This is a genomic window from Edwardsiella piscicida (assembly GCF_001896205.1).
GTDB lineage: Bacteria > Pseudomonadota > Gammaproteobacteria > Enterobacterales > Enterobacteriaceae > Edwardsiella > Edwardsiella piscicida.
Genome location: NZ_MPNU01000001.1, coordinates 2,353,063 through 2,369,755 on the forward strand (window position 1 = coordinate 2,353,063; position 16,693 = coordinate 2,369,755).

Annotated in this window: 13 protein-coding genes; 7 read left to right on the top strand and 6 right to left on the bottom strand. The window is 64.5% G+C overall.

Features of this window, described 5'->3' with window-relative positions; translation table 11 throughout:
* Positions 1-76: 76 nt before the first annotated feature.
* The 3 genes from hflD (at position 77) to BRD58_RS10820 (ending at position 3,037) form a co-directional block, all read left to right on the top strand.
* Entirely contained in the window at positions 77-703 is a 627-nt protein-coding gene (gene hflD, locus BRD58_RS10810; protein ID WP_073382896.1) for a high frequency lysogenization protein HflD, read from the top strand.
* Positions 704-731: 28 nt separating this feature from the next.
* Positions 732-2,102, top strand: coding sequence for an adenylosuccinate lyase (purB, locus tag BRD58_RS10815; RefSeq protein ID WP_012848891.1), 1,371 nt, complete (start codon positions 732-734; stop codon positions 2,100-2,102).
* Positions 2,103-2,278: 176 nt separating this feature from the next.
* Positions 2,279-3,037 (top strand): GntR family transcriptional regulator, encoded by a 759-nt coding sequence (locus BRD58_RS10820; protein WP_073382901.1) that lies wholly within the window; start codon positions 2,279-2,281, stop codon positions 3,035-3,037.
* A gap of 51 nt (positions 3,038-3,088) precedes the next feature.
* Here the strand turns inward: BRD58_RS10820 and BRD58_RS10825 are convergent, their stop codons facing one another.
* Positions 3,089-4,141 carry an ADP-ribosylglycohydrolase family protein gene (locus tag BRD58_RS10825; protein WP_015461753.1) on the bottom strand — a complete coding sequence of 351 codons (1,053 nt, stop codon included), beginning with the start codon at positions 4,139-4,141 and terminating at the stop codon, positions 3,089-3,091.
* A 352-nt stretch (positions 4,142-4,493) separates the two neighbouring features.
* Here BRD58_RS10825 and phoP point away from each other — a divergent pair, with 352 nt between their 5' ends.
* The 3 genes from phoP to BRD58_RS10840 all read left to right on the top strand — a co-directional run bounded on the left by phoP (position 4,494) and on the right by BRD58_RS10840 (position 7,911).
* Entirely contained in the window at positions 4,494-5,168 is a 675-nt protein-coding gene (gene phoP, locus BRD58_RS10830; RefSeq protein ID WP_012848894.1) for a two-component system response regulator PhoP, read from the top strand.
* On the top strand, positions 5,165-6,631 hold the full coding sequence (gene phoQ, locus BRD58_RS10835; protein WP_012848895.1) for a two-component system sensor histidine kinase PhoQ: 1,467 nt from the start codon (positions 5,165-5,167) through the stop codon (positions 6,629-6,631). The genes phoP and phoQ overlap by 4 nt, the downstream gene beginning before the upstream one ends.
* A gap of 158 nt (positions 6,632-6,789) precedes the next feature.
* A complete protein-coding gene (locus BRD58_RS10840; RefSeq protein ID WP_012848896.1) occupies positions 6,790-7,911 on the top strand; it encodes a ribosomal protein uL16 3-hydroxylase in 1,122 nt (373 codons plus the stop codon).
* A 78-nt stretch (positions 7,912-7,989) separates the two neighbouring features.
* Here the strand turns inward: BRD58_RS10840 and cobB are convergent, their stop codons facing one another.
* The 5 genes from cobB to lolC are packed head-to-tail and all read right to left on the bottom strand — an operon-like array spanning position 7,990 to position 12,979.
* A complete protein-coding gene (gene cobB, locus BRD58_RS10845) occupies positions 7,990-8,850 on the bottom strand; it encodes a Sir2 family NAD+-dependent deacetylase (RefSeq protein WP_012848897.1) in 861 nt (286 codons plus the stop codon).
* The gene (nagK, locus tag BRD58_RS10850) at positions 8,850-9,806 is read right to left on the bottom strand and encodes an N-acetylglucosamine kinase (protein ID WP_015461755.1); all 957 of its coding nucleotides are present in this window, start codon (positions 9,804-9,806) and stop codon (positions 8,850-8,852) included. The genes cobB and nagK overlap by 1 nt, the downstream gene beginning before the upstream one ends.
* An 11-nt stretch (positions 9,807-9,817) precedes the next feature.
* Positions 9,818-11,065: a lipoprotein-releasing ABC transporter permease subunit LolE gene (gene lolE, locus BRD58_RS10855; RefSeq protein ID WP_015461756.1), complete on the bottom strand. Its 1,248-nt coding sequence runs from the start codon at positions 11,063-11,065 to the stop codon at positions 9,818-9,820.
* A complete protein-coding gene (gene lolD, locus BRD58_RS10860) occupies positions 11,065-11,784 on the bottom strand; it encodes a lipoprotein-releasing ABC transporter ATP-binding protein LolD (RefSeq protein WP_015461757.1) in 720 nt (239 codons plus the stop codon). The genes lolE and lolD overlap by 1 nt, the downstream gene beginning before the upstream one ends.
* Positions 11,777-12,979, bottom strand: a complete 1,203-nt coding sequence (gene lolC / locus BRD58_RS10865; RefSeq protein WP_034167957.1) for a lipoprotein-releasing ABC transporter permease subunit LolC — start codon at positions 12,977-12,979, stop codon at positions 11,777-11,779. The genes lolD and lolC overlap by 8 nt, the downstream gene beginning before the upstream one ends.
* Before the next feature lie 218 nt (positions 12,980-13,197).
* On the opposite strand from lolC, the gene mfd reads away from it, so the two are divergent.
* Positions 13,198-16,659, top strand: coding sequence for a transcription-repair coupling factor (gene mfd, locus BRD58_RS10870; RefSeq protein ID WP_069578773.1), 3,462 nt, complete (start codon positions 13,198-13,200; stop codon positions 16,657-16,659).
* The last annotated feature ends 34 nt before the right edge of the window (positions 16,660-16,693 follow it).

Here is a 16,693-nt window from a genome sequence, read left to right on the forward strand (position 1 = left end):
ATGGCATGATCGTGCGTCAGAATCTGACACCGACGCCGCGGCGCCGGTGTTTCGCTGCCCGCAAACAGGAGTCCACGTGGCGAAGAATTACTATGACATCACTCTGGCGCTGGCCGGCATCTGTCAGTCAGCGCGTCTGGTTCAGCAGCTGGCCCATGAAGGGCAATGCGACAATGCCGCGCTGCGTACCTCGCTGAACAGTATTCTTCAAACCGATCCGCCGAACACCCTGGCCGTCTTCGGCGACCATGAGCGCGTGCTGAAGCCGGGTCTGGAGACCCTGCTCAACGTACTGAACGCCAACCGCCAGGGACCGGGCGCAGAGCTGACCCGCTACTGCCTTAGCCTGATGCTGCTGGAGCGTAAGCTGTTCGGCAACCCGCAGGCCCTGCGCACCCTCTCAGAGCGTATCGGCGAGCTCGATCGCCAGCTGGCGCACTTCGATCTGGAGTCCGACACCATCGTCAGCGCGCTGGCCGCCATCTATGTGGATGTGATCAGCCCGCTGGGGCCGCGTATTCAGGTCACCGGCTCTCCCGCCGTGCTGCAAAATGCCCTGGTGCAGGCGCGGGTGCGCGCCGCGCTGCTGGCGGGGATCCGCGCCGGGATCCTGTGGCAACAGGTCGGCGGCAGCCGACTGCAGCTGATGTTCTCTCGTAACCGCCTGTTCCAGATGGCGCAGAATTTATTGACCCACAGTTAACCTTTCCCAATCCCAGGAGTTGCTACCGATGGAATTATCCTCCCTGACCGCCGTATCCCCGATCGACGGCCGCTACGGCGACAAAGTCAGTGCCCTGCGGCCGATCTTTAGTGAGTTCGGCCTGCTGAAGTTTCGCGTCCAGGTAGAAGTGCGTTGGCTGCAAAAACTGGCCGCCTGCGCAGAAATCGGCGAAGTTCCCGCTTTTGACGCGGACGCAAACGCTTTCCTTGACCGGATCGTCGACCAATTCAGCGAAGAGGATGCCCGCCGCATCAAAACCATCGAGCGTACCACCAATCACGACGTGAAGGCGGTCGAGTACTTCCTGAAAGAAAAAGTGGCTGACCAGCCCGCGCTGCACGCGGTCTCCGAGTTTATCCACTTCGCCTGCACCTCCGAGGATATCAACAACCTCTCCCATGCCCTGATGCTGAACAGCGCGCGTGAAGAGGTGCTTAAGCCGGTCTGGCGCCAGCTGATCGATACCCTGCGCGATCTGGCGCAGCGCTACCGCGATATTCCGCTGATGGCGCGCACCCATGGTCAGCCGGCCACTCCCTCGACCGTCGGCAAAGAGTTCGCCAACGTCGCCTACCGCCTGGAGCGTCAGTTCCGTCAGCTGACGCAGGTTGAGATCCTGGGCAAAATCAACGGCGCCGTCGGCAACTATAACGCCCATCTGGCCGCCTACCCGCAGATCGACTGGCACGCCTTCAGCGAAAGCTTTGTCACCTCGCTGGGGATCCAGTGGAACCCCTACACCACCCAGATCGAGCCGCACGACTATATCGCCGAGCTGTTTGACTGCGTCGCCCGCTTTAACACCATTCTGCTCGACTTTGACCGCGACGTATGGGGCTATATCGCGCTCAACCACTTCAAGCAGAGAACCATCGCTGGCGAAATCGGCTCCTCGACCATGCCGCACAAGGTCAATCCGATCGACTTCGAAAACTCCGAAGGCAATCTGGGCCTCTCCAACGCCCTGCTGGGACACCTGGCGTCCAAGCTGCCGGTATCGCGCTGGCAGCGCGATCTGACCGACTCCACCGTCCTGCGCAACCTGGGGGTCGGCCTCGGCTACGCCCTGATCGCCTACGCCTCGACCCTCAAGGGGCTGAGCAAGCTGGAGGTCAACCAGGATCATCTGCTGGACGAACTGGATCACAACTGGGAGCTGCTGGCCGAGCCGGTGCAGACGGTGATGCGCCGCTACGGTATCGAAAAGCCCTATGAGAAGCTCAAGGAGCTGACCCGCGGCAAACGGGTCGACGCCGCCGGGATGCAGCGCTTTATCGACGGTCTGGCGCTGCCGGAAGAGGAGAAGGCGCGCCTGAAGGCCATGACCCCGGCCGCGTATACCGGTGCGGCCGCCGCGCTGGTCGATAAATTAAAGTAACACGCTGAACTGCATGAAATTACGCCACCCGTCTACGCGGGTGGCGTCGCCGTACTCCTCCACGCGCCCGCGGTCACACTGCGCCGACTTTTTGCTTCTGCCGCGCCCCGTCAGCGACTACACTGATATCCTACAATATTGCTTATCATTGAGACCATCTCCGGACCCTGAACGCTATGAGTGCCGACCCGACCCCACTGTTACAAAAGCTGCGTGACGATCTCGCGCAAAGCGGCTCAATGCCGATCTATCTGCGCTTTAACGAATCCATCCGCCAGGCCATCGCCCACGGCATGCTGCAGCCGGGCGACTTTCTGCCCAGCGAGCGCGCCTTTACCGATGCCCTGAAAATTTCACGCATTACGGTACGCAAGGCGCTGGCCTGCCTTGAGCAGGATGACATCATTGGTCGCGGACGCGGCTTTGGTACCCAGATCAAGCAGGTGCCAATGTCCTCGCTGGCCTACTCGCTGGCCAACATCAAGGGCTTCTCCGGCGAGGTCGCTATGCAGGGGCGCCAGCCCGGCACCCGCTGGCTATCGCGTGAGCTGGTGCCCGCCTCGGCGACCATCGCCGACAAGCTGGACATCGCGATCGATACCCCGGTCTACCGTCTGGAGCGCATTCGCACCGTGGACGGCCAGGCGCTCTCCGTCGCCATCTCCTACGTGATTCGCGAGGCTATCGATGACTGTCAGGCGATCGGCGAGTCGCTGTATGACTACCTGCGCGCGCGTCAGATCCAGTTCGGCCGCCTCTCCAGCCAAATCGGCGCCTGTCTGGCCGACCCCTCGCTGCAGCAGAAGCTGGGGATCGGCGCACCGACCGCCATGCTGGTGATCCGTCAGGTGCTTAGCGATCGCGCCCAGCGTCCCCTGGAGTACAGCATTAACTACTGTCGCGGGGACATGTACGAATATACGGCGGAAGAGTAAGCGGCGCGGCCCGTCGTCGCGACGGCCCGGCCTTGGCGGCGACGGCGCGGATCAGCCCGCGCAGCGCCGCTGACGCAGACGCAGCAGCTCGGCGCCGTAGTGACCCATATCGCGCGGATTCACCTGGCGCAGCGTCGCCAGCCAGTCAGCGCGGATCCCCTGAACCCCGGAGAGCGCCCCGCAGATCGCCGTCGCCATCGCCCCGATGGTGTCGGTATCGCCGCCCAGGTTGGCACACAGCTCGGCGCAGCGATTGGGGCACCCGCCGGCCAGATCGACCATGGCGATCGCCGCCGGCACCGACTCAACGGTGTCAACCCCGGCGCCGATCAGCTGATACACCCGCTCGCTGCCCTGCTCATAGCCCGTCGTCGCCGCCGTCAGCGACAGCGCCAGCTCGATCCGCGCCGCCAGCGAGGGGCTGAAGGTCGACGGGCGATAGCGCTGGGCATAGTCGGCAACGCCCGGCAGCGCCAGGCGGATGGTCGCCCAGTCGGCCCCGTCGATGGCGCGGGAGACCGCCCAGGCGATCACCGCGGCGCCGGCGACCGCGATATCCGACTTGTGGGTGGGGCTGGAGGCCAGCCATACCTGCTCGACAAACGCCGGCAGCGGTGCCGACGGCAGCAGACAGCCCAGCGGGGAGACCCGCATGGCGGCGCCGTTGGTCACCCCGTTGTTCTCCAGATCGGCGATGGCCACCCCCTCCTGCTGCGCACTCAGCGCGCGGCGAGAGCTGGGGCCAAGAATATTGCGCTCAAAGGCGTCAAACCCCTGCGCCCAGGCCATGATATTGCGCGCGATCAGCTCAGGGACGACCTCGCCCTCCGCCTCCAGCAGCGCATCGGCCAGCGCTAGCGCCATCGCGGTATCATCGGTATACTGCCCGGCGCTAAAATAGCAGGCGGCGCAGTTCTCCTGCGGCCCGTCCAGAAAGCGGTCTATCCAGCCAAAGTGACGGCGCACGCGCTCACGCGGCCACAGCTCCGACGGCATCCCCAGCGCATCGCCCAGCATCTGCCCGTACAGCGCGCCGAGAATGCGCTGCTCGATCTCGGCTTCGCCCGTGGTTTGTGCGGTTGCCTGTGCGGTGGATAATGTCATACCTTCCTCTCTCTCTGTCCGACGGCGACGCTGCCGCGGCGCCACATAGTACCTTAATAATACCACAAGAGACAGTCTACGACAGCGCCCCCGTCGACCTTCGCCCTCGATCACATTATTCCGTCATACAAGTGCCCACGATCACCCCAGCCTCTCCGTCAGTTTACCTACCGTTGACGCTACGGTGTTTATGGTTAGCCGACGGAGGCTCCGCTACGGCGCCCCACCGCGGCCTAGGGAGAGTCGTTCTCGGCATCATTATGCATGGACGCTACACAGACTTTCCGCTAGGGTGAAACAGTGGATCCGGCGAACGGCCGGTAACCCGATTCGGGAGTGAAAGAACCTATACATGCGTATCTTAGTCGTCGAAGACAACAATCTGCTGCGCCATCACCTGTCGGTACAGATGCGCGAGCTGGGCCACCAGGTCGATGCCGCGGAAAACGCCAAAGAGGCGGACTTTTTTGTCCGCGAACAGAGCCCTGATATCGCGATCGTCGACCTCGGCCTGCCGGGAGAAGACGGCATGAGCATGATCCGCCGCTGGCGCAGCGAGCAGATCACCCTGCCCATTCTGGTGCTCACCGCCCGGGAGAGCTGGCAGGAAAAGGTGGCGGTGCTGGAGGCGGGCGCCGATGACTATGTCACCAAACCCTTCCATTTAGAAGAGGTGCTGGCGCGCATGCAGGCGCTGATGCGCCGCAACAGCGGCCTGGCCTCACAGATCATCAGCATGCCCCCTTTCCAGGCGGATCTCTCTCGCCGCGAGCTGCGGGTCAACGAAACGCTGATCAAGCTCACCGCTTTCGAGTACACCATCATAGAGACCCTGATCCGCAACAGCGGCAAAGTGGTCAGCAAAGATGCCCTGATGCTGCAGCTCTATCCCGACGCCGAGCTGCGCGAAAGCCATACCATCGACGTACTGATGGGACGCCTGCGCAAAAAGCTGCAGAATGAGTACCCGGGCGACGTCATCACCACCGTGCGCGGTCAGGGCTACCGCTTCGACGTGCCGGCATGATGCTACAGCGCTGGCGGGCATGGAAAGCCCGCCCCTTCTCGCTGCGCACCCGCTTTATGCTGGCCACCGCCGCGATGGTGTTTCTGCTCTCGCTGGCCTATGGCCTGGTGGCGGTGGTGGGCTACGCCGTCAGCTTTGACAAGACCACCTATCGCCTGCTGCGCGGCGAGAGTAATCTGTTTTTTAGCCTGGCCCACTGGCAAGATGGACGCCTGACCATCACCCCGCCGCCCAACATGGCGCTGAATACCCCGACGCTAGTGATGATTTACGACCGCGAAGGGCGCCTGCTCTGGTCTCAGCGCCAGGTGCCGGCGCTGGAAAAGCGCATTGCGCGCAGCTGGCTGGAGAAGCCGGGCTTCTATGAGATCGACAGCAACAAGCATTTCAGTAGCACGGTGCTCGGCGACAACCCGCAGATGCAGGATCAGCTGAAGGACTACGACGACGACAGCGCCGACGCCATGACCCACTCCGTCGCCGTCAGCCAATATACCGCCACCGCGCACCTGCCGGCGCTGACCATCGTGGTGGTCGATACCATCCCCCAAGAGCTGCAAAACTCCGACATGGTCTGGGGCTGGTTCAGCTATGTGCTGATCGCCAACGTGCTGCTGGTGATCCCCCTGCTGTGGCTCGCCGCCTACTGGAGCCTGCAGCCGATCAAGGCCCTGGCCACCCAGGTGCGCGAGCTGGAGAAGGGGCAGCGCGATAGCCTCAGCGAAAATCCGCCCCATGAGCTGCGCGGGCTGGTGCGCAACCTTAATATTCTGCTGAGCAACGAGCGCCAGCGCTATACCCGCTACCGCACCACCCTCGCCGATCTGACCCACAGTCTGAAGACCCCGCTGGCGGTGCTGCAAAGCACCCTGCGCTCCCTGCGCAACGGCAAAACGCTGAGCGTCGAACAGGCCGAGCCGATCATGCTGGAGCAGATCAGCCGTATCTCCCAGCAGATCGGCTACTACCTGCACCGCGCCAGCGCCCATTCGGAGCACAGCGTGCTCAACCGCGAGGTACACTCGGTATCGGCGATCCTCGACGCCCTGACCTCGGCGTTGAACAAGGTTTACCAGCGCAAGGGGGTGGACATTTCGCTGGATATCCCGCCGGAGCTCACCTTTATCGGTGAAAAAAACGATCTGATGGAGGTGATGGGGAACCTGCTGGATAACGCCTGCAAATACTGCCTGGAGTTTGTGGAGGTCAGCGCCTGCCTGCACGGCGACGGCCTGATGCTGTGGGTCGACGACGACGGCCCCGGCATTCCGCGCGACAAACGCGAGCTGGTGTTCGCCCGCGGTCAGCGCGCCGACACTCTGCGCCCCGGCCAGGGGCTGGGGTTGGCCCTGGTGGACGAGCTGGTCAATCAGTACGACGGCAGCATCACCGTCGGCGACAGCCCGCTGGGCGGCGCACGCATCTGCGTACGCTTTGGCCAGCAGCAGCCGGATTGCGATTAAATCGGCCACCGGCCGCACAATATTCCCCTTAGCCCGGCGGATCGCCCCGCATCATCCGTTATACTAGGCTGTACCCCGCCGCGCGCTGTGACCCCGATGTCCTCGCGCGGCGGAGCACCTGCGACCGCTGTGCCCACCACCATCACAGGACACTCACCATGGATTATCAGCTCGATCTCGACTGGCAGGACTTTCTGCAAAACTATTGGCAAAAACGCCCGCTGGTTATCCGGCACGGTTTCAAGAACTTCATCGATCCGCTCTCACCGGATGAGCTGGCCGGACTGGCGATGGAGCAAGAGGTGGATAGCCGCCTGGTCTGCCGCGACGACGCGCAGTGGCAGGTGTCCCACGGCCCGTTTACCAGCTACGATCACCTGGGCGAGACCAACTGGTCGCTGCTGGTGCAGGCCGTCGACCACTGGCACACGCCGGCGGCGGCGCTGATGCGGCCGTTTCGGCGCCTGCCGGACTGGCGCCTCGACGATCTGATGATCTCCTTTTCGGTCCCCGGCGGCGGCGTCGGCCCCCATATCGACCAGTATGATGTCTTTATCATCCAGGGCAGCGGGCGGCGACGCTGGCGCGTCGGCGAGAAAGGACAGCGCCGCCAGCACTGCCCGCACCCGGATCTGCTGCAGGTCGATCCCTTTGACGCCATCATCGACGTCGAGCTGTCCCCGGGCGATATCCTGTATATCCCGCCCCACTTCCCCCATGAGGGCTATGCGCTGGAGAACGCCCTGAACTACTCGGTGGGGTTCCGGGCGCCCAATGCCCGCGAGCTGATCAGCGGCTTTGCCGATCACATGCTGGCCCACGATCTCGGCGGCAACCACTATGCCGATCCGCAGCTGGCGCTGCGCGACAATCCGGCGGAGATCCTGCCGCAGGAGCTGGAGGCCCTGCGCGCCATGATGGTGGCCCAGCTCAACGACGGCGACAGCTTCCAGCGCTGGTTCGGCGAGTTCATCAGCCAGTCTCGCCACGAACTGGACATCGCGCCGCCGGAGCCGCCCTACCAGGCTGGCGAGGTGTATGAGCTGCTGCAGGCCGGTGAGGTGCTGGAGCGTCTGGGGGGAATTCGGGTGCTGCGTATCGCGGAGCGCTGCTATATCAACGGGGAGCCCCTCGACTGCGAGAACGCCGTCGCGCTCGATACGCTGGCGCGTCATACCTGCCTGAACGCCGCCGCGCTGGGCTGTGCGCTGGACGATCCCGCCTTCCTGACCGCCCTGACCGGGCTTATCAACAGCGGCTACTGGTTCTTCCAGGACTGAACGCGCGCACAAGTCGCGCCGTAAACGGGGCGGCCGTCAGCCGCCCTTGACGCCACCGCACCGCGGCGGGCGCGGGCATTACTGCCCGTTGGAGGGAAAGCCGCAGCGGATCAGCAGCTGCTGCAGATACTGCGGCACCACCTGACTGGCCGGCCCGTAGTGTCGCTCATCGAACTCGCTCTCCACCTGGCTCGGCTCCAGATTCAGCTCCACCGTATGGGCGCCGCACAGACGCGCCTCATGGACAAACCCTGCGGCGGGATAGACATGGCCCGAAGTGCCGATGGCGATAAACTCATCGGCCTGCTGCAGCGCCTGGTAGATCTCATCCATCCCGATCGGCATCTCACCGAACCACACGACGTGCGGGCGCAGCGGTGCCGGGATCTGGCAGCAGTGGCAGCGGTCGTCCACGCTCAGATCGCCGCCCCAGCGGAACACCTGACCGGACTGGGTGCAGCGCACCTTGAGCAGCTCGCCGTGCATGTGGATCACCCGCTGGCTCCCGGCGCGCTCGTGCAGGTTATCGATATTCTGGGTGACCAGCAAAAAACGGTCGCCCAGCGCCTGCTCCAGACGCGCCAGCGCCAGGTGCGCCGCGTTGGGCTGGATCGCCGGCTGCTGCAGCTGGCGGCGGCGATCGTTATAGAACGCCTGCACCAGCGCGGGATCGCGCTGATAGCCCTCCGGCGTGGCCACGTCCTCCACCCGGTGCTCTTCCCACAGGCCATCCGCCGCGCGGAAGGTCCGGATCCCGGACTCCGCCGATACGCCGGCCCCCGTCAGTACCACGATGAAAGGTAACTTCATGGTCTCCCCCCTATCGGCCTCCGCGGCGTGCCCCCAGACGATATCCTGATAATAGACCAGAGAGCGCAGACGCTGGTGGCGTAGCCGTTTGTTTTTCCTGATGCGACAAATACGATGACGCGTTTTCATTATGATGACTCCTTATCCGCGCAGGCCGCCGTGCGGGCCATGCAGCGGGTGTCGCTCAGATGTAAAAAAGCGGCGCCGCGCGTGCCACCGTCGTCCCCATAGCGGGCCGCAATGATCGGCGGCACCCGGGCGACGCGCAGCAGGTAACGCGCAATCCGCGTTTCCAGCAGGGCAAACAGCTCGCTAAAGTTAGACAGCCCGCCGCCGATCACGACCAGATGGGGATCGAGGACGGTGAACAGATTGGCCAGACAGATGGCCAGCAGATCGGCGAAGCGCGCGACGTGGGCCTGCGCCCGCGCATCGCCTTCCCGATAGCGGGCCACGATCTGCGGCGCCGTCAGCGCCTCGCCATAGAGATGATGGTACAGCCAGGCAAATCCGCGCCCCGAGATGTAGTTCTCCATACAACCGCGCTGACCGCAGCCGCAGGCCAGACGCGGCGTATCCGCGCCCAGCAAATCGAGCGCATCCAGCGGCAGGCGCAAATGGCCAAACTCGCCGGCGACGCCGTTAGCGCCGCGGTATACCCGCCCGTCGATCGCCAGACCGCCGCCGACGCCGGTGCCCAGAATGATCCCCAGCACGCTGGGGTAGGCCTGCGCCGCGCTGTCCCACGCCTCGGACAGGGTAAAACAGTTGGCATCGTTCTCTACCCGCACCTCGCGGCCAACGCGCGCCGCCAGATCCTGGGCCAGCGGACGCCCCATCGCCGCCGGCACATTGGCGCAAAACAGGGTGCCGTCCGGGCGCTGCAGGCCGGGGATACCGATCCCGACGCAGCCGCATGTGCCGTAGCGGCGATCGGCCTCGTGGATCAGCGACTCCAGCGCCGTCAGCAGCGCGGCGTAATCCTCGCGCGGCGTCGCCACGCGCCGGTAGCCGACCTGGCTCAGGCGCTCATCATACACCCCCAGCGCCAGCTTACTGCCGCCGAGATCGAAACCGTAGTACATCGGCCCCCCCGTCACTGACCGCCGCTCAGCACCCGCGCAGGGTCGATGCGGCTGGCGCGCCGCGCCGGATACCAGCTGGCCAGCAGACTCAGCACGATGGCCGTCAGCAGCACCGCCAACACGTCGCTCCACTGCAGCTGACTGGGCAGGAAGTCGATGGGATAGATATCGCCCGAGAGCAGGCGATGTCCCAGCAGGCGCTCGATCAGGCGGCCAATCAGCGTCAGCTTCAGCGACGCCGCGACGCCGATAGCCACCCCGCACAGGCTGCCCACCAGCCCGGACAGCAGTCCATACCAGATAAAGATGGCGCGGATCAGCCCATCCCGGGCGCCCAGCGTACGCAGCACGGCGATATCGCCGCTCTTGTCCTTCACCGCCATCACCAGGGTCGAGACGATATTGAAACAGGCGACGCCGATCACCAGCACCATGGCCAGATACATGATGACGCGGATCATCTGAATATCGCGGAACATATAGCCGTAGGTGCCCTTCCAACTGCGGATGTAGACATAGTCGTTAGTCACCTCCCCCGCCGCGCGCACCACCTTGTCGGCCTGGAACGGATCGGCGACCCTGATGGCTATCCCGGTCACGCTGTCGCCCAGATCCTGATACTGCTGGGCATCGGCCAAGGGGACCAGCGCCAGGGTATGGTCCAGCATTCCGCTCAGCTGCAGAATCCCCCCCACCTGCAGTCGAATGCGCTTGGGCTGCAGCAGCTTCATCTGCGGATCGCTGTTGGGCACCATCACCGTCACCCAGTCTCCGCGCCGGACGCCCAGCGCATCGGCGACCCCCTTACCCAGGATCACCTGCTGTCCACCGGCGCGAAAGTCCGCCCAGGCGTTATCCAGAACATAGCGCGGCAGGGAGCTAACCCGGCTCTCTTGGGCGGGATCGACCCCGCGCACCTGTACCGCACGCAGCTGACTGCCGTGCTCCATCAGTCCGGTAAAATTGACGTAGGGCGCAGCGCCGACCACGTCCTTCACCCGATCGACGCGCGCCAGCACCGACTGCCAGTCGTTAAAGGGCTGCTCCACCGGGTAGATCTCGCCGTGCGGTACCACCGACAGGATGCGCTGATCCAGCTCGCGCTCAAACCCGTTCATCGCGCTGAGGCCGACGATCAGCACCGCCACCCCGAGCGCAATACCGACCGTGGAAATCACCGAGATCAGCGATACCATGCCGCCCCGACGCCGCCCGCGGCTGAAGCGGCGCGCGATGTGTAACGCGAGCGCCAGATCCATCAGCGAGTCTCCATCAGCGTCAGCTCCTGGGTCAGCTGACCGTCACGCATCTCCAGCTGGCGGCGCAGACGGCTCGCCAGGGCCAGATCGTGCGTCACCACCAAAAAGGCCGTCCCCTGACGTACGTTCAGCTCGCCCAGCAGATCGAAGATGGTATCGGCGGTGCGCATATCCAGATTACCGGTCGGCTCATCGGCCAGCACCAGCGATGGGTTATGCACCAGCGCCCGCGCAATGGCGACGCGCTGCCGCTCACCGCCCGACAGCTCCGATGGCCGATGGTGGGCGCGGTGCGCCAGCCCGACGGCCTTGAGCATCGCCAGCGCCTGCGGCTGCGCCTGCTTAGGCTTCATGCCGCCGATCAGCAGCGGCATCATGACGTTCTCCAGCGCATTAAAGTCCGGCAGCAGGTGGTGAAACTGATAAATGAATCCCAGCTCACGGTTACGCAGCGCCGCCTTGGCCGACGCCGACATGGCGTTCAGCGAATTCCCCTTGAAGATCACCTCGCCGCTGGTCGGGGTATCCAGCCCTCCCAGCAGGTGCAGCAGGGTACTCTTGCCGGAGCCGGAGCTACCGACGATCGCCATCATTTCTCCCGGATGGATATCAAACGAGACCTGACGCAGAACGTCGGTGCTCAGTTTGCCCTCCTGGTAGCTTTTGCTCAGCCCCTTGCACTGCAGCAGTGCGGGGGTCCGGGATGAAGGGTTACTCATAACGTAGTGCCTCGGCAGGATGAACGGCGGCGGCGCGCCATGAAGGATAAATCGTTGACAGCAGGGAGAGCAGCATGGCCACCAGCGCGATGGTCACCACCTGACCACCGTGAATATCGACCGGCAGCGTGCCGCCGCCGAGCATATCGCCCAGCCCCGGCAGCAGCGTATTCAGCTGGCTGGCCAACAGGGCCCCCAGCAGGGCCCCCAGCAGCGAGCCGATGATCCCGGCGCTGGCGCCCTGCACCATAAAGACGCTCATGATCTGACGTCGGGTCAGCCCCTGGGTCTGCAGAATGGCCACCTCGCCCTGCTTCTCCATCACCAGCAGCCCCAGCGACGTAATGATATTGAAGGCGGCCACGGCGATGATCAGGCTGAGCAGCAGCCCCATCATGTTTTTCTCCATCTTCACCGCCTGGAACAGCTCACCCTTGCGGGCGCGCCAGTCCTGCCATACCAATCCGTCGGGCAGCGCGTGCGCCACCAGCGCCTCGATATCCAGCGGACGATCCATAAACAGACGCCAGCCGCTGATGTGACCCAGCGGGTAACGCATCAGCCGCGAGGCATCCTGCTGGTTCACCAGCAGCTGCGTCTGATCCACCTCGCTGTCGGCGTTAAAGGTGCCGATCACGGTAAAGATGCGCTGGCTGGGAATCCGCCCCATCGGGGTAAACTGGCTGGCGCTCGGCACCATCAGGCGCACCCGATCGCCGGCCTTGACACCGAGCTCGGCGGCCAGCTGGCTACCGAGGATAGCGCGGTACTGGCCCGGCTGCAGCGCGCTTTGGCTAACGCCGTTCAGATAGCGATCCAAGGGATCGGCCTCGGCGGGATTGACGCCGATCATCACGCCGACACCCACGCTGTGCGGACTCTGCAGCACCACATCGCCGGTGGTCAGCGGTGCCACCCGGTGTACGCCGGGCAGCCCCTGCAGCAGCGACGCCGGATAGCGGGCGGGGTCCAGCTGCCCCTGCGGGGTGGTCACCACCGCCTGCGGCATCAGGTTTAAAATGCTCTGCTCCAGATCGCGCTCAAAGCCGTTCATCACCGACAGTACGGTGACCAGCGCCATCACCCCCAGCGTAATACCGATGGTGGATAGCCAGGACACAAACCGCCCGAAGCGGTCCGAGGCGCGCCCACGCATATAGCGCAGGCCAATAAATAGGGCGACAGGTTGATGCATGGCTCTCTTTCTTGCAATGCGCAAAGTGATTGGCAAGTATATGTCTGTGAACAGGTTATCACAATGGTCATCTCCGCGCCCGCCGCGCAGAGACGCACGCAGCGCACGCGTGAAACCCACGCTTGTCTCCCTGCGGGTTTATAGTGATATTATCTACGCTGACATCCGTTGAGTTCCCCGCACCGGGAGACGACGTACACGAGATCCTCAAACGCCCTATGTCTGAACAATACCGTCTTACCCTGCCAGAACGTTACCCGCTGCCCGCGCGCGCGGGCGACGTCCGCCAACTGGGCCAGCTGAGCGGCTCCGCCTGCGCGCTGGAGTGCGCCGAAATCGCTGAGCGGCACGCCGGCCCCGTGATGCTGGTGGTGCCCGACATGCAGACCGCCCTGCGCCTGCGCGACGAAATTCCCCAGTTCAGCCGCCAGTGGGTCACGACCCTGGCCGACTGGGAGACGCTGCCCTACGATAGCTTCTCGCCGCACCAGGATATCATCTCCGCCCGCCTCTCCTGCCTCTACCATCTGCCGGGGATGGAGCGCGGGATCATCATACTGCCGATCAATACGCTGATGCAGCGCGTCTGCCCGCACAGCTTCCTGCACGGACATGCGCTGGTGATGAAAAAGGGGCAGCGCCTGTCGCGCGATGTCCTGCGCGCCCAGCTGGAGCAGGCGGGCTACCGCAGCGTGGATCAGGTGATGGAGCACGGGGAGTTCGCGACCCGCGGCGCCCTACTCGACCTGTTCCCGATGGGCAGCGACGAACCCTATCGCATCGACTTTTTCGACGATGAGATCGACAGCCTGCGCCTGTTCGACGTCGACAGTCAGCGCACCCTGAACGAGGTCGAGCGCATCGATCTGCTGCCGGCCCACGAGTTTCCCACCGATCAGACGGCCATCGAACTGTTCCGCAGCCAGTGGCGCGAACACTTTGAGGTGCGCCGTGACGCCGAGCACATCTACCAGCAGGTCAGTAAAAGGATCTGGCCCGCCGGGATCGAATACTGGCAGCCGCTGTTCTTTAACCAGCCGCTGCCGACGCTGTTCAGCTACCTGCCGGCGGGTACGCTGCTGCTGGGGCTGGGCGATCTGCACCAGGCCGCCGAACGCTTCTGGCAGGACATTGAACAGCGCCGGGCCAGCCGCGGCATCGACCCGATGCGTCCGCTGCTGCCGCCGGAAAGCCTGTGGATGCGCGTGGATGAACTGTTCGCCGCCCTCAAGCAGTGGCCGCGCATTCAGCTGACCCGCGACGCGCTCGACGACCACGCCGGTCACACCAACCTGCACTACCAGCCGCTGCCGACCCTGGCGGTAGAGGCGCAGAGCAAGAAGCCCCTGGCTAATCTGCAGCGCTTCCTGGCGGAGTTTAGCGGCAGCGTGGTGTTCAGCGCAGAAAGCGAAGGCCGCCGCGAAACCCTGCTGGAGCTGCTGGCGCGCATTCAGGTGGCGCCGCGGCTGATCGCCCGGCTTGAGGAGGCCGAGCCCGGCGGTCGCTACATCATGGTCGGCGCCAGCGAGCACGGTTTTATCAACGCACCGCTGGCGCTGGCGCTGATCTGCGAAAGCGATCTGCTCGGCGAGCGCGTTAGCCGCCGTCGCCAGGATAGCCGCCGCACCATCAACACCGATACGCTGATCCGCAACCTGGCGGAGCTGACGCCCGGTCAACCGGTCGTACACCTGGAGCACGGCGTGGGCCGCTACGGCGGGATGACCACCCTGGAGGCGGGCGGGATCAAGGGCGAATACCTGATCCTCAGCTACGCCGGCGACGCCAAGCTGTACGTTCCGGTCTCCTCGCTGCACCTGCTCAGCCGCTACGCCGGCGGCGCCGATGACAGCGCGCCGCTGCACCGCCTGGGCGGCGATGCCTGGACCCGCGCCCGGCAAAAGGCCGCGGAAAAGGTGCGCGACGTGGCGGCCGAGCTGCTGGATATCTATGCGATGCGCGCCGCCAAGGCGGGGTTTGCCTTCCGTCACGACCGCGAGGCCTACCAGCTGTTCTGTCAAGGTTTCCCGTTTGAAACCACCGCGGATCAGGAGATCGCCATCAACGCGGTGCTCAGCGACATGTGCCAGCCGCTGGCCATGGATCGCCTGGTGTGCGGCGACGTCGGCTTCGGGAAAACCGAAGTGGCCATGCGCGCCGCCTTCCTGGCGGTGCACAGCGGCAAGCAGGTAGCGGTGCTGGTGCCGACCACCCTGCTGGCCCAGCAGCACTACGATAACTTCCGCGACCGCTTCGCCAACTGGCCGGTGCGCATTGAGCTGATCTCCCGTTTCCGCAGCGCCAAAGAGCAGGCGCAGGTGCTGGCGGACACCGCCGACGGCAAGGTCGATATTCTGATCGGCACCCACAAGCTGCTGCAGAACGACGTACAGTGGAGCGATCTGGGGCTGCTGATCGTCGACGAAGAGCATCGCTTCGGCGTACGCCAGAAGGAGCGCATCAAGGCGATGCGCGCCGATGTGGATATTCTGACGCTCACGGCGACGCCGATCCCGCGCACCCTGAACATGGCCATGAGCGGCATGCGCGATCTCTCCATCATCGCCACCCCGCCGGCGCGGCGCATGGCGGTAAAGACCTTTGTCCGCGAATATGACAGCCTGGTGGTGCGCGAGGCCATTCTGCGTGAAACCCTGCGCGGCGGTCAGGTGTACTACCTGTACAACGACGTCGACACCATCCAGAAAGCCGCCGATCGCCTGGCGACCCTGGTGCCGGAGGCGCGCATCGCCATCGGCCACGGGCAGATGCGCGAGCGCGAGCTGGAGCGGGTGATGAATGATTTTCACCACCAGCGCTTTAACGTATTGGTCTGCACCACCATAATCGAAACCGGTATCGATATTCCCAGCGCCAACACCATCATCATTGAGCGAGCGGACCACTTTGGCCTGGCGCAGCTGCACCAGCTGCGCGGGCGCGTCGGGCGCTCGTATCATCAGGCCTATGCCTACCTGCTCACCCCACCGCCCAAGGCGATGACCGTCGATGCGCAGAAGCGGCTGGAGGCGATTGCCTCGCTGGAGGATCTCGGCGCCGGCTTTGCCCTGGCGACGCACGATCTGGAGATCCGCGGCGCCGGCGAGCTGCTGGGGGACGATCAGAGCGGTCAGATGGCCAGCGTAGGCTTCTCGCTGTATATGGAGCTGCTGGAAAGCGCGGTCACGGCGCTGAAAGAGGGGCGCGAACCCTCCCTGGAGGATCTCACCAGCCAGCAGACCGAGGTGGAGCTGCGTATGCCTACCCTGCTGCCGGAGGAGATGATCCCCGACGTCGGCACCCGTCTCTCTTTCTACAAGCGTATCGCCAGCGCCAGCGATGGGGATACCCTCGCCGACCTGCGCGCGGAGCTGATCGATCGCTTCGGGGCGCTGCCCGATGCGGCGCGTAACCTGCTGCAGTGCGCCGCACTGCGCCAGCAGGCCGCGGCGCTGGGGATCCGCCGGATTGAGGGGCACGATAAGGGGGGATTCATCGAGTTCAGCGAAAAGAACCACGTCGATCCGCTGTATCTGATCGGCCTGCTGCAGCAGCAGCCGGGCGTCTTCCGACTGGATGGCCCCAGTAAGCTGAAGTTCATCTGCGATCTCAGCGAGCGTCAGGCGCGCCTCGCCTTCGTCGAGCGTCTGCTGGCCGACTTCGCCGAACATCGCATCTAGCGGCGGCGCACCCGCTCAGAAGAGCGGCGTCGGC

What these genes read in the sequence shown, in the direction of transcription:
- BRD58_RS10820 (WP_073382901.1), top strand. Translation starts at nt 2,279, where the DNA reads ATGAGTGCCGACCCGACCCCACTGTTACAAAAGCTGCGTGACGATCTC.
- lolC (WP_034167957.1), bottom strand. Translation starts at nt 12,979, where the DNA reads ATGCATCAACCTGTCGCCCTATTTATTGGCCTGCGCTATATGCGTGGG.
- phoQ (WP_012848895.1), top strand. Translation starts at nt 5,165, where the DNA reads ATGATGCTACAGCGCTGGCGGGCATGGAAAGCCCGCCCCTTCTCGCTG.
- nagK (WP_015461755.1), bottom strand. Translation starts at nt 9,806, where the DNA reads ATGTACTACGGTTTCGATCTCGGCGGCAGTAAGCTGGCGCTGGGGGTG.
- mfd (WP_069578773.1), top strand. Translation starts at nt 13,198, where the DNA reads ATGTCTGAACAATACCGTCTTACCCTGCCAGAACGTTACCCGCTGCCC.
- BRD58_RS10825 (WP_015461753.1), bottom strand. Translation starts at nt 4,141, where the DNA reads ATGACATTATCCACCGCACAGGCAACCGCACAAACCACGGGCGAAGCC.
- lolE (WP_015461756.1), bottom strand. Translation starts at nt 11,065, where the DNA reads ATGGATCTGGCGCTCGCGTTACACATCGCGCGCCGCTTCAGCCGCGGG.
- purB (WP_012848891.1), top strand. Translation starts at nt 732, where the DNA reads ATGGAATTATCCTCCCTGACCGCCGTATCCCCGATCGACGGCCGCTAC.
- BRD58_RS10840 (WP_012848896.1), top strand. Translation starts at nt 6,790, where the DNA reads ATGGATTATCAGCTCGATCTCGACTGGCAGGACTTTCTGCAAAACTAT.
- phoP (WP_012848894.1), top strand. Translation starts at nt 4,494, where the DNA reads ATGCGTATCTTAGTCGTCGAAGACAACAATCTGCTGCGCCATCACCTG.
- cobB (WP_012848897.1), bottom strand. Translation starts at nt 8,850, where the DNA reads ATGAAAACGCGTCATCGTATTTGTCGCATCAGGAAAAACAAACGGCTA.
- lolD (WP_015461757.1), bottom strand. Translation starts at nt 11,784, where the DNA reads ATGAGTAACCCTTCATCCCGGACCCCCGCACTGCTGCAGTGCAAGGGG.